The organism is Corynebacterium belfantii, from assembly GCF_041898185.1.
GTDB lineage: Bacteria > Actinomycetota > Actinomycetes > Mycobacteriales > Mycobacteriaceae > Corynebacterium > Corynebacterium belfantii.
Map to the genome: position 1 here is coordinate 1627601 of NZ_CP157823.1, position 12877 is coordinate 1640477.

The 12877-nt window shown below is 48.1% G+C and carries 8 protein-coding genes and 1 pseudogene; 6 read left to right on the forward strand and 3 right to left on the reverse strand.

What is annotated here, in order from left to right:
- The first annotated feature begins 94 nt into the window (after window positions 1–94).
- Window positions 95–4039 carry an ATP-dependent RNA helicase HrpA gene (gene hrpA / locus ABMV07_RS08135; protein ID WP_196977244.1) on the forward strand — a complete coding sequence of 1315 codons (3945 nt, stop codon included), beginning with the start codon at window positions 95–97 and terminating at the stop codon, window positions 4037–4039.
- Window positions 4040–4100: 61 nt separating this feature from the next.
- On the opposite strand, the gene nrdR is transcribed toward hrpA, so the two are convergent.
- Window positions 4101–4556, reverse strand: coding sequence for a transcriptional regulator NrdR (gene nrdR, locus ABMV07_RS08140; RefSeq protein WP_088267732.1), 456 nt, complete (start codon window positions 4554–4556; stop codon window positions 4101–4103).
- A 97-nt stretch (window positions 4557–4653) separates the two neighbouring features.
- Window positions 4654–4989 (reverse strand): cell wall hydrolase, encoded by a 336-nt coding sequence (locus ABMV07_RS08145; protein WP_088267733.1) that lies wholly within the window; start codon window positions 4987–4989, stop codon window positions 4654–4656.
- A 328-nt stretch (window positions 4990–5317) separates the two neighbouring features.
- Here ABMV07_RS08145 and lexA point away from each other — a divergent pair, with 328 nt between their 5' ends.
- Entirely contained in the window at window positions 5318–6031 is a 714-nt protein-coding gene (lexA, locus tag ABMV07_RS08150; RefSeq protein ID WP_374064510.1) for a transcriptional repressor LexA, read from the forward strand.
- A gap of 322 nt (window positions 6032–6353) precedes the next feature.
- Window positions 6354–7130, forward strand: a complete 777-nt coding sequence (locus ABMV07_RS08155; RefSeq protein ID WP_003851826.1) for a DeoR/GlpR family DNA-binding transcription regulator — start codon at window positions 6354–6356, stop codon at window positions 7128–7130.
- A gap of 98 nt (window positions 7131–7228) precedes the next feature.
- On the opposite strand, the gene ptsP is transcribed toward ABMV07_RS08155, so the two are convergent.
- Window positions 7229–8911, reverse strand: coding sequence for a phosphoenolpyruvate--protein phosphotransferase (gene ptsP, locus ABMV07_RS08160; RefSeq protein ID WP_088267735.1), 1683 nt, complete (start codon window positions 8909–8911; stop codon window positions 7229–7231).
- Window positions 8912–9190: 279 nt separating this feature from the next.
- On the opposite strand from ptsP, the gene ABMV07_RS08165 reads away from it, so the two are divergent.
- The 3 genes and pseudogenes from ABMV07_RS08165 to ABMV07_RS08175 form a co-directional block, all read left to right on the forward strand.
- Window positions 9191–9994: a DeoR/GlpR family DNA-binding transcription regulator gene (locus tag ABMV07_RS08165; RefSeq protein WP_088267736.1), complete on the forward strand. Its 804-nt coding sequence runs from the start codon at window positions 9191–9193 to the stop codon at window positions 9992–9994.
- Complete coding sequence (pfkB, locus tag ABMV07_RS08170) at window positions 9991–10956, forward strand: 1-phosphofructokinase (RefSeq protein WP_197692104.1); 966 nt, start codon at window positions 9991–9993, stop codon at window positions 10954–10956. Before ABMV07_RS08165 ends, pfkB begins: the two co-directional genes overlap by 4 nt.
- A pseudogene (locus ABMV07_RS08175) lies at window positions 10957–12788 on the forward strand (fructose-specific PTS transporter subunit EIIC); the annotation flags it as partial.
- Between the last annotated feature and the right edge of the window lie 89 nt (window positions 12789–12877).

The following is a 12877-nucleotide window of genomic DNA, read 5'->3' on the forward strand; positions in this document are numbered from 1 at the left end:
GACCTTACTGGAACAGTTTTTCGCACTCCAGTCACTAACCCCAATCGTTGTATTACTGTTACTCCCCCCTTGAGCACTAAACTGTGTGTTTATTATGGGCAAACGGAATCCAAAGCACTCTAATCGACGCGTAAAACCAGCGAATCAAGATTCGCCAGAAGTTAAAGAATTAAAAGCATCATGTATTTCCCAATTATCAGGATTGGGACCTGCCCTCCACCGGTCTTTTCAGCACCGCATCACTAAAGCGCATAGCGCGCGGGCTTTAGAAGCTATCGCGCAGGACCTTGCAGCAGCGCTCAGCTCTATTGAAAAACGACGCAGCAATATCCCAGTTATCTCCTATCCGGAAAATCTCCCAGTTAGTGCACAACGGGAGGAAATTACTGCCGCAATCCAAGAGAACCAAGTCGTCATCATCGCTGGCGAAACAGGTTCCGGTAAAACTACTCAAATTCCTAAAATATGCCTTGATTTGGGGCGTGGTATTACTGGCTTAATTGGGCACACACAGCCACGTCGATTAGCCGCACGAACAGTCGCCGAACGCATTGCAGACGAACTAGATCAGCCAATCGGTGAATCTGTTGGTTACGCAATTCGCTTCGACGATCGCGTCTCCCCCAATACGTCTATCAAACTCATGACTGATGGCATTTTGCTCGCAGAAATGCAACGTGATCGCTATCTCAATGCTTACGACACCCTCATCATTGACGAGGCACACGAACGTAGCCTGAATATCGATTTCATCCTTGGCTATCTCAAACAATTACTTCCTAAACGTCCAGATTTAAAAGTCATCATCACATCGGCAACCATTGATCCTGAACGATTCGCGCGCCATTTTTCGGACGAGAATGGTACACCAGCACCGATTATTGAAGTGTCCGGGCGAACCTACCCAGTGGAGGTACTTTATCGCCCCCTTCAACTTGAAGATGGCTCGTCGCTTATCGACGTCGATCCCATCGACGGCCTAATCAGCGCCATTAAAGAACTCATGGGCTACGGTGATGGCGACATCCTCTGCTTCTTTGCCGGCGAATCTGACATTCGCGACGCCATGGAAGCTATAAAAGAGCAACGATGGCGAAATGTTGAAGTCATCCCACTATTTGGTCGGCTATCTAACCAAGAACAACATAAGGTATTTACGCCACATGCTGGGCGCCGAATTGTGCTTGCAACAAATATTGCTGAGACATCATTGACTGTCCCAGGTATTCACTTTGTCGTCGATCTAGGTACAGCACGCATATCTCGATATTCCAGTCGTACAAAAGTACAACGCCTACCCATCGAGCCAATTTCCCAAGCCAGCGCTCGTCAACGTTCCGGCCGCTGTGGACGTGTCGCCGATGGTATTGCGATTCGGTTGTACTCCGAAGAGGACTTTCTCTCACGCCCTGAATTCACCGATCCGGAAATTCTGAGAACAAATTTAGCCAACGTGATTCTGCAAATGGCCTCACTACGCTTGGGCCATATTGACGATTTCCCCTTCATCCAAGCACCCGATACCAAATCGATCCGTGACGGAATACTGTTGCTGCACGAACTGGGTGCATTAACCACAACGGATACACGGACTGATCTTCCACGGTTAACAACAATCGGCACGACACTTGCCAGAATTCCACTCGATCCACGACTAGGCAGAATGCTCATCGAAGCAGAAAAACTAGGCTGTCTCGCTCATGTCATGGTGGTTGTAGCCGCGCTGTCAATTCAAGACGTGCGCGAACGGCCTCTTGATTATCAGGCGCAAGCAGATCAACTCCACTCTCGATTCAAAGATCCTCAAAGCGACTTTTCCAGCTATCTCAAATTATGGGCGTACATCAATCAGCGTCGTGATGAATTGTCAGGAAACGCATTTAAAAAGGTGATGCAACAAGAGTTCCTTCACTATATGCGGATTCGTGAATGGTGTGATCTTGTTCGCCAACTAAAATCCATAGGTGAACAAGTCGGCTGGAAATCGTTCGAATGGTCAGACACAACCGACAATGATTGCATCCACCAAGCTCTCTTAGCAGGTCTTTTGTCCCATATCGGTATTAAAGAGGGGAATTCCCGAGAATTTGTAGGCGCCCGCAATACGCGTTTTATGGTGTTTCCTGGATCAGGTCTTGCTAAGAAACCTCCACAATTGGTAATGGCTGGAGAACTTGTCGAAACATCAAGGCTATGGGCCCGCGACGTCGCTGCAATAGATCCACATTGGGTCGAGCCTCTAGCACAAAACTTACTCAAACACCAATATTCGGAGCCCCATTGGTCGCTCAAACGTGGCGCCGCAATGGTCTACCAGCGTTCAACGCTTTATGGGGTGCCTATCGTTGTCGACCGACTGATCAATCTAGCTACCATCGATGCTATCGGCGCACGTGAGATATTTATCCGTGAAGCCTTAATTAATGGGCAATGGACTACCCATCACAGCTTTTTCAAAAACAATATGCAGAAATTGGAAGCTGCAAATACCTTGGAGGAAAAAGCAAGACGACGCGATATCGTAGTAACCGAGGATTCTCTGTACGAGTTTTACAATGATCGACTCCCCCAATCTGTCGTTTCTGCCCGAGCGTTTGATCATTGGTGGAAGAAAACCCGCACGCAGCAATCAGAACTACTCGATTTTGATCCTGACAAACTTATTTCTGACAGTGCTGAAGAAGTAAATGCAGAACGGTATCCAGATAGTTGGTACGACAACGGTGTAGAGCTAGAGCTCTGTTATCGTTTTGAACCCGGCCATCCTGACGATGGAGTTACAGTCAATGTTCCGGTTCCATATCTTGCGTCACTTGAAGAAAGTGGTTTTGAATGGCTGGTTCCTGGTTTTATTCAAGAACTGTTGACTGCCACTTTAAAAACTCTTCCAAAACATCTACGGAAAAAAATTGTTCCGGCTCCGAACTACGCAGATCTGATACAGCCTCGGATTTCGTTCCGAAAAGGATCACTTACTCAAGCTGTAGCGAAGGCACTCAAAGAATCCGGAATTACGGAGATCGAAGCAGAGGACTTCAATTTATCAGCGCTCCCAGATCATTTAAGGATTACATTCGCAGCGATAGACAAGCATGGAAAGGTACTTGATAAAGATAAAAATCTTGCGCACCTTAAAGCCCGTCAAAAAAATAAAATTCGTGCGTCTGCACTCAAAATCGGAAAAGCAGTCCACCAAAGCGCTGTCACAACTTGGACGTCCTCAACCCTAGGAAAGATCCCTGAAGAAGTATCCACAAAAGTAGACGGCCAACTCATTAAGACTTATCCCGCCCTAGTCATAGGAGAACAGGGATTCTCAGTTGAGGCCAAACCTACCCGCGCCGAAGCTGACGCATCCATGCTGACAGCAACGTTGGCGATGCTGATGAAGGCGTCAAATATTAACACCCAAAAAATGCTTAACGGATTGCCTCTTCAACAACGTGTTGCAGTTGAGAATTATCCTCACGGCAGCAGCAATGGATTAGTACAAGATGTCAAAGCTGCGCTGATCCGCGACCTACTCATCGAACGCGGCGGACCAGTACGTTCACCAGAAGAATTTGATGTCCTTAAAAAGGAAATTACTCCCAAAGTACCGGCGCTAACACGTCAAGCCGTCGTGCAATTAGCTCCTGCCATCAATTGTTATCTCAAGACCAAAGACGAAGTTGCACACTGGGAAGGCGACGCCATCGACGATATTAGTAGGCAATTAGATTTCCTGCTCCCCCCATTTGCAGTATCGCATCACGGGATTCGTCATCTGACGCGGCTACCGCGGATTTGCGAAGCTATAACCATTCGACTGGATACGATGAGCAGAGATTCCTATAAGGATGCCGAATTACAGCAGATTATCAATAGACTCGAAAATGCCCTCTATGCAAAGGCCAATCGTAGTGGAATTTCAAAATCAAAAATCAACGATATCGCGTGGAAAATTCAAGAGTTACGAGTCAGCCTTTTTGCCCAAAAGCTAGGAACCGCACAAAAGGTCTCGGAACGAAAAATCCATAAGCTCATTGAAGCTCTTTAATAAGTAGGGGTTCCCACTCCTGTAGTGCAAAGAGTGGGAACCCCTACTTATTTAACTGAGACTAACTCGACCTATCCCGTCGCCGCATCAACCGAATTTCAGATTCGAAATCATCAGCGCTTTCAAACGATTTATATACTGACGCAAATCGCAAATAAGCTACTTCATCTAGTTCACGCAATGGTTCCAAAATAGCGAGGCCGATCTCGTTAGCATGAATCTGTGAGCTCCCATGCAAACGGACTCGCTCTTCTACTTGTTGCGCAAGCCGTTTCAATGCATCATCACTTACGTCTCGGCCTTGGCATGCACGACGAACACCTACAATGACCTTTTCCCTACTAAAAGGCTCGGTAAGTCCATTACGTTTGACTACTAGAAGTTGTGCTTTTTCAACTGTAGTGAACCGGTTCTTACACTGCGTGCATTCGCGACGCCTTCTGATCGCTGAACCTGAATCAATCACACGAGAGTCGATCACACGAGACTGATCATTATGACAAAAAGGACAGTACACGACACAACCCCGCTTACGCTTCGTTACTAAAACAGACTCTCACATCTTATAGCGTGCCCCGAATTAGTACGGAAATCTAATACCGCGAAATCTTCCATCACTTTGCTGATGCATCGGAGCCCACGCTAGCCATCTCCTCAGGATGCATCATCCCGTCTACTGTAATAAATGAAGTAGCAACAATTAGACCTAGCAATGCACCAATTAGAACATTACGAACCTTATATCCGAAGCTCTGCGCTGCTTTCTCATGCAAATTGGGGTTGCTTTCTTGCTCTTCGACATAAGACCCAACATGATTTAAAGTTCGAACACTTTGTTCACTTGCAGCTGAAGCGAAAGCTGAAATATCCCACATTTCCGAAGCAGGGCCAACCTCGACACGACGTCCATCATGCGACCTCAACGCTGGTAAAACATAAGAAATAGACATACTTCCCTCACATCTTTCAATTTGAACAATCGCCTACGCTACAAGCAACACGCCACATCGACAACATGTTCGATTTTACTACACGGTCAATAATACTCACTCGAACAAACTTGTCAACGCCTTAAGAATATTTCGAACAAATGTGTAGGATTTGTTCGAAATAAGGTAATGTTTTCAGTAACCCAATAAAACGTCGTAGGCGATTATTATCCCTACATTGCCCGATCATCCCCCCCTCGATCACCATGGCAGTCTTTTCGAACACTGCCGATACGTTATTCGCAAATAAAACACAACAAATCACGATCACTTTGAGGAAATAAGTCTTATGCCAGCAAAGGATTCATCTTCTAACAAGAAGAACCAAATAGGAAAACTTTCCGAACGTCAACGTCGAATTTTAGAAGTTATCACCGACGCAGTCTCTCTCCGCGGCTACCCCCCAAGCATTAGAGAGATTGGTGATGCCACAGGCCTGCAATCCACCTCATCCGTTGCCTATCAACTTAAAGAGCTGGAAAAGAAGGGCTACCTTCGCAGGGACCCTAATAAGCCACGTGCAGTCGATGTCCGCGCGCTTCCCGACCCGATCCCTTCAAAGCCTGGCCGTAAACCAGGCCCTAAAAAGTCTTCGGTTACTATCAGTCCCGATCCTGCGGAAACTTCACCCACCAGTTTTGTACCAATAGTCGGTTCCATAGCGGCGGGTAATCCAATTCTCGCCGAAGAAAACGTAGACGGCTACTTCCCTTTCCCCTCCGAAATCGTTGGAGATGGTGATCTTTTCATGCTCCAAGTTGAGGGTGAATCTATGCGTGATGCCGGAATCCTGCATCACGACTGGGTTGTCGTCCGTTCTCAGCCTGTTGCAGAACAAGGGGAATTTGTAGCCGCGCTTATTGATGGTGAAGCGACGGTAAAAGAATTCCACTCAGATTCGTCTGGAGTGTGGCTTCTACCCCACAACGACGCATTTGACCCCATTCCAGCTGAGCACGCAGAAATTATGGGCAAAGTAGTTTCTATCCTCCGAAAGCTCTAATCCATCCTCCGGTAAGGAACCCTAAACCCCCTGTATATTGATCTAAATATAGGGGGTTTTAGACATTACGCACCCCCGAAGAGGCCTAGAATTCGGTTTTCCGTATAAGATCACACTTTTTTATTTTTCTTGAACCAAACGCTGTTTACGTTAGTTTTTACCTCTAATTCGTTTGTTTCGTGTCCGATTGTGGGAATTTTCTTTACTCTAGATCGCACATTTTTGGTTTTTGCATGAAAAGATAGAAGGAAGATAAATACAAAAACCAAAAGTCCTCAATCTCGGCTTTGCCCGATGTATTGATCCACGAAAGGTCAAACCAATGTATTCCGAGGAGCGCCGCAGGCAAATTGCCTCTTTGACTGCAGTTGAAGGCCGCGTCAATGTAACTGAGCTAGCAGCACGCTTCGACGTGACAGCAGAGACTATCCGTAGGGATTTAGCAGTCCTAGATAGAGAAGGAGTGGTCCACCGAGTACACGGTGGGGCTGTAGCAAACCAAACATTTCAAACTGCCGAATTTAGCTTGGATACGCGATCACGCTCTGCGTCTGGTGCTAAAAATTCCATCGCGCACGCAGCCCTTAGCTATCTTCCTGAAGCTCAAGGAGGTCTGTTTCTTGACGCTGGAACGACCACTGCTGCATTAGCTGAACTCTTAGCAGCCCAACCATTTGCAAAACACTGGTCCATCGTTACCAATAGCTTGTCAATCGCACTTACCTTGGCGAATTCCGGCCTTGACGAAATCCAACTACTCGGAGGCAGTGTCAGGGCCATTACCCAAGCCGTCGTTGGCGATACTGCTCTTCGTACCTTGGCGCTCATGCGAGCCGATGTTGCCTTCATCGGCACAAACGCATTGACAATCGATCACGGACTATCGACTGCAGATTCACAAGAGGCTGCTATTAAGTCTGCAATGATTACTAATGCACATAAAGTTGTTGTTTTGTGCGATTCAACCAAAATGGGCACTGATTACTTGGTAAGTTTTGGATCTATTTCTGATATAGATGTCATCATCACTGATGCTAACGCCCCTGAGAGCTTTGTGAAAGCACTGCGCGACCGTGATGTAGAAGTCATTATCGCCTAGCCTAGCTTCAATCTCTCAAGTTCTCTCATCATAACTAATGAAGTGGGGCGGGAAGAACTTTTATTCTTCCCGCCCCACTTCATTAACGTTGCTCGAGCTTAAGGCTGCAATACCTTACGCACAGCCGCTCGTGCATCAATTGCACCTTCGGCATTAACAGCTGCTTCTGCAGCACGGACACATGTTTCAAAATCAACAGATGCCAATTGTGCGCCCACACCAGCGATCGCCGTCGATGCAGCTGACAGCGAATTGACGCCTAAACCAGTGAGAACACATGCCAACAGTGGGTCTGCTGCTGCCTCTCCGCATACGCCCACAGCGGTGTTAAAACGCTTGCCTTCTTCACAAGTGTGTTTAATCAAACGCAAAACCGCGGGCTGCCATGGATCTGTCAGATACGCGAGTTGAGGAGACATTCTGTCTGCTGCCATGGTGTACTGGGTGAGATCATTAGTACCGATAGAGACGAAGTCTAGATATGGCATGAGCTTATCTGCCATTAGCGACGCTGCAGGCACCTCGATCATTGCACCAGCGGTTAACCCTCGTTCTGCACAAAGCCCAGCGAACCAGCGTGCCTCTCGTGTTGTAGCGACCATAGGCGCCATAACCCACGTTGGGGAATTCTCATCTCGCCCAAGCTCATGAGCGGCTTGTGCGATAGCGTCCAATTGACGAGTTAACAATGACTCATTAGCACGGGCTACGCGAAGGCCACGGACACCCAGTGCAGGATTCATCTCGTCGGCCATAGATGCAAAGGCAACCGGTTTGTCAGAACCTGCATCTAGCGAACGAACAACAACCTTGGAATCTGGGAATTGTTCCAAAACTTTTTTATAGACGGCCGCCTGCTCATCAACACTTGGTTCTTCTGTAGCAGTTAAGAAGCACATTTCGGTACGGAATAACCCAATACCTTCAGCTTGGCTTTCCGTTGCAGCGATCCGAGCTGCTTTTCCATCTTGTACGTTCGCAAGTAGCTGTACTCGATGACCGTCCTTAGTTTCCGCTGGGCCTTTCCACTGTGCGATACGCTCAGCTAGCATACGAGATTCCAGTTCAGCTGCACGAGCGGTTTCAGGATCTGCGTCAAGAGTCACTGTGCCCAACGCGCCGTCGATAAGCACGTCTGTCCCCACTTCAATCTTGTGAATTTTCTCACCGGCTGCGACGATACACGGAACATTGAGCTGGCGTGCAATGATCGCTGTGTGGCTGGTTGGTCCACCCAACCCAGTCACAAGACCAACAAAATAGTCGGTATTCAGGGCTGCAGTGTCTGCAGGGGATAGATCATCAGCGAAAAGCACAACGGGCTCATGAACATCTGGAAGTCCAGGTTCAAGATCTCCGCGCAGCTCAGCAATCACACGATCGCGAATATCGCGAAGGTCTGTTGTACGCTCTGCCATTACTCCGCCTGCTGCTTCAAACATTGAAACAAATTTGGTGGTCGCAGCAACGACTGCATACTCAGCTGGGTGTCCGCCTTGAATTCCCTTCTTGACTGCCTTCTGCCAGCCGCGGTCTTTGATCATTCCCGCAGTAGCTTTCAGCACCTCCGATGCTGCACCCTCGGCATGCTCAGAACGATCAAGAAGGCGTTGTGCCACGGCATCTGCCGCAGCAACGAACTTTTCTAGCTGTTGAGCGCGATCAGCTTCGTCAACAACCTCTCCTGCCTGGGGCAGCTCTGGCCGCGGGCTAATCCACACAGCTTTGGCATAACGGACACCGGAAACTACGCCAGTACCCTTAATAATTGTATCTGTCATCACGTTATTCAACGTTCGCCACCTATCCTCACGGGAGTAGTCAATACTGCTTCTACATCACCACAAAATCAACATTTCCGCAACCAATCCAACAAACAAATGTTGACATGCAGAAAGAAGTGGGCATAAATTTGGTGTAAGTTCAAATATTTTGTTTACATGGCGCATTCAAGGCGCCAGATCATGAAACGAAGGATTTTTACCGTTATATAACTGCAATGTGCCCTCAAAAATTCTATTGGGGGTTGGAAGAACTCTTGGTTGGATGAAGGAGTGAAGGTGGCTACCGTAGAAGAAGTAAATCTGCGTCAAGCAACCATCGTTTCGCTCACCAATGTAACCGGACGATCAAGTGTAACGCAGCTAGCTCAGCAATTTGATGTCACACCTGAAACCATCAGACGTGACCTGAAAAGTCTAGAGCAGCAGGGACTCCTTCGACGTGTTCACGGAGGAGCCGTTTCTGGCAGCCCCAAGCTTAATGTCAATGTGCTCGCTGTAGACGATGACGATGATCTGCCTGTTCATCAATCCCAACGACGCAAGCAAAGCATCGCTTTAACTGCCCTATCACTTATTCCTAGCCCGGAAGCATCAATTTTTATAGATGCTGGTTCAACTACCGAAACTTTTGCCAACGTTTTAGCCCGTACATACTTAGGACAAAATTGGCTCGTCGTTACTACTTCGCCAAACGTCGCGAGAACTTTGAGTAGCGCTGGTGTTCCTGATGTCATCATGGTTGGCGGATTTGTGAAGGCGCGCACTCAAGCAATTGTTGGCCCACACGCCATAGAAACATTGCATTCTATGCGAGCAGATATCGCCTTTTTGGGAACCAATGGGATTGACCCACACAAAGGTTTTACAACTTCAGATGAGCGTGAAGCCAAGGTGAAGCACGAGATGATCGCCCACGCACAAACATCTGTCATTCTCTGCGATTCCGGAAAAATCGGACACAGTTCAGCAGTCAGTTTTGCGCAGCTCGCCGATGTTGACTTTGTTGTTACTGATCGCAGCTCCCCTCCTCAGCTTTCCCGCCAGCTTGGCGAACCGAATTTACAAGTGGTGGTCCCGTGATTCTGACGTTCACCCCAAATCCCAGCATCGATAAGACCCTCCAGTTAAATTCCGTACTTACTCGAGGCGCAGTACAACGCTTATCAGGCGTACAAACAGTTGCAGGAGGAAAGGGGATAAACGTTGCCGTTGCTTTAGCAAAGGCACAAGCAGACACCGTAGCGCTTTACCCAGCCCACCCAGAAGATCCATTTAATAAGCTGATCTGTGAGTCCCAAATACCAGCGCAAAGAGTAACAATCCGCGGTGAAGTGCGAATAAACACGACAGTGACTGAGCCTGACGGCACAACCACAAAGCTCAATATTCAAGGCCCGCAAATTCACGAGGATGAGTTGCAAGCCTTGGAGAAAAACCTCCTAGAACGCACGGCGCGTTGTTCTTGGGCAGTTCTCGCAGGTTCCTTGCCTCCAGGAGTTCCTACTGACTGGTATGTACATCTGACAAAATTGCTCAATGCTCGCCACCCCTCGTTGCGAATCGCAATTGACACTTCCGACGTACCATTGCAAAAAGTTGGGGAATCATTCGGCAACTGTGCATTGTCGCTAATAAAACCCAATGGTATGGAACTTGGTCAACTCGTTGGACTTGATGGATACGCTTTAGAAAAAGAAGCAGCACAAGGAAACTTCGGCCCCGTTGTCAACGCAGCCCGTAAAGCAATCCTCCAAGGGGTTGAAAAGGTGCTCGTAACCCTAGGTGCTGCTGGCGCCGTATTAGTCACTAAAGATCATGCGTGGAAAGCTACGCCCCCACCCATTATTGTTCTTTCTACAGTGGGAGCTGGGGATGCTTCCTTAGCCGGTTTTATTCTTGCGTCGGAAGAAGGGCTGCCTCCGGAAAAATGCCTAGCTCAGGCTGTCGCTTACGGCGCAGCCGCTGCTAGTTTTGCAGGCACTCACATGCCATACCCTCATCAAATCGATGTCGATCACACACCTGTCACTCTCCTTTCCTAGCCCACCCCTGCTTGGGATAGCGATAAAACATCAATCATCACGGAGCTTTGCCATGTAATGAAAACGGCTGGAGTTACGGATGACGTCGACACGCTGATTGCCGATACCCTCACTCACGAACAATTTAGCAGCACCGCACTCCCCCAAGGCGTTGCGATTCCGCACTGCAGAACGTCAGCCGTAGCACATCCTGTGATCGCTTTTGTATCACTAAGCAAACAAGTGAATTTCGACGGTTCCCAAAATGCTGTGGATTTAGTCTTTCTCATTGCAGTTCCACTCGATGCGAAAAAATAATGCACCGAGTTCTCCTATAACGATTGCGGCAATAACCGCATGCCCTACTGGGATCGCCCATACCTATATGGCAGCGGATGCGCTTACTTCAGCCGCGAAAGCACGTGGCGACGTCTCATTGTTAGTAAAAACTCAAGGCGCTTCTGACAACTCAGTATTAAGTGAAAAAGAGATCGCTTCAGCTGATGTTGTTATCTTTGCAACCGATGTGGGAGTGCGTGACCGTGAGCGATTCAAAGGAAAACGAATCCTTGAATGCAGCCCACGACAAGCTATCCGCGACCCCAACGACACCCTTAGCGCCGCAATCGCACTCAAGAATGCTTCAACAAATACGACAGTTCGACCACATGTAACTCGTCGTGTTTCAGCAACAGCCTACGATTTAGAACGAAAAAGCGCCACGCTGCGATGAGTGGTGTCTCCTACATGGTTCCGTTCGTAGCAGCCGGCGGATTACTATTAGCCCTCGGATTTCTTTTGGAAGGCTAAGACATAGCTGCTGGATGGCAGGCAATTACTATTCAGCATTCGTTCACCGATCTGCCCAGCCACGATGCGGTCATCGATATAGCAACAGGACAGTCGCATCATTTCCAGCGCTCTGGCCTTTTGCTTTATCTTGGCGCTGTGGCCTTTGCTATCGGCTCAATGTCAATGCAATTTATTGTGGCTGCGCTTTCGGGATACATTGCGTTTGCTATCGCTGGACGCTCAGGAATAGCTCCAGGTTTTATCGGCGGTCCGTATCAGTCTTCGTTGGCGCAGGATTTTTGGACGGATTAGTCACCGGGCTACTGTCTGGAACGCTTGCATGGTGGCTTTCTACGAGGCGGGTTCCCGCACTTATCTCGTCGCTTATGCCGGTAGTAATTGTTCCGCTCATTTCCAGCCTTCTTGTGGGTTTGATCATGTTCTTGGTTTTGGGCAAACCCCTTTCATTGTTGCTTCTATCCCTCCAAAACTGGCTAGCAGGACTATCGGGTTCTTCAGCCATCATTCTTGGGGCAGTGCTGGGACTTATGATGTGTTTCGACCTCGGTGGCCCTGTAAATAAAGCAGCATATTTATTTGCTACCGCAGGCCTATCCACCATTGAACCTGCTGCGCTTCATATTATGGCGGCAGCCATGGTCGCAGGTATGGTCCCTCCGATTGCACTTTCTTTAGCGACCATTATGGATAAAAAAGTGTTTACAGATACCAAGCGAGAAAACGGAAAATCAGTGTGGCTTTTAGGACTTTCCTTCATTTCTGAAGGAGCGATCCCTTTTGCCGCAGGTGATCCATTAAAAGTGATACCGTCATTGATGATTGGAGGCGCGTCAGCTGGCGCAATTTCCATGGGGACCGCGACTGGCTCGCATGCTCCGCATGGCGGAATTTTTGTACTCTTTGCTATCTCTCCAGCGTGGACATTCCTCTTAGCTTTACTCATTGGCGTGATCGTTTCCGCGCTCATCGTCATTCTCTTAAAGCGTATGTGGCTCGTTCCAATCCACAGCTCGCCTAAACACACAAGTCAGTATCGTTAAAATGTTACGATGACCTAAACGACGTGTTCTAAAAGAACATCAATCGTCGTTGCATTTATGCCCGATTGATGGCGAAAAATAAACATTCG

What these genes read in the sequence shown, in the direction of transcription:
- hrpA (WP_196977244.1), top strand. Translation starts at nt 95, where the DNA reads ATGGGCAAACGGAATCCAAAGCACTCTAATCGACGCGTAAAACCAGCG.
- ABMV07_RS08145 (WP_088267733.1), bottom strand. Translation starts at nt 4,989, where the DNA reads ATGTCTATTTCTTATGTTTTACCAGCGTTGAGGTCGCATGATGGACGT.
- lexA (WP_374064510.1), top strand. Translation starts at nt 5,318, where the DNA reads ATGCCAGCAAAGGATTCATCTTCTAACAAGAAGAACCAAATAGGAAAA.
- ABMV07_RS08155 (WP_003851826.1), top strand. Translation starts at nt 6,354, where the DNA reads ATGTATTCCGAGGAGCGCCGCAGGCAAATTGCCTCTTTGACTGCAGTT.
- ptsP (WP_088267735.1), bottom strand. Translation starts at nt 8,911, where the DNA reads ATGACAGATACAATTATTAAGGGTACTGGCGTAGTTTCCGGTGTCCGT.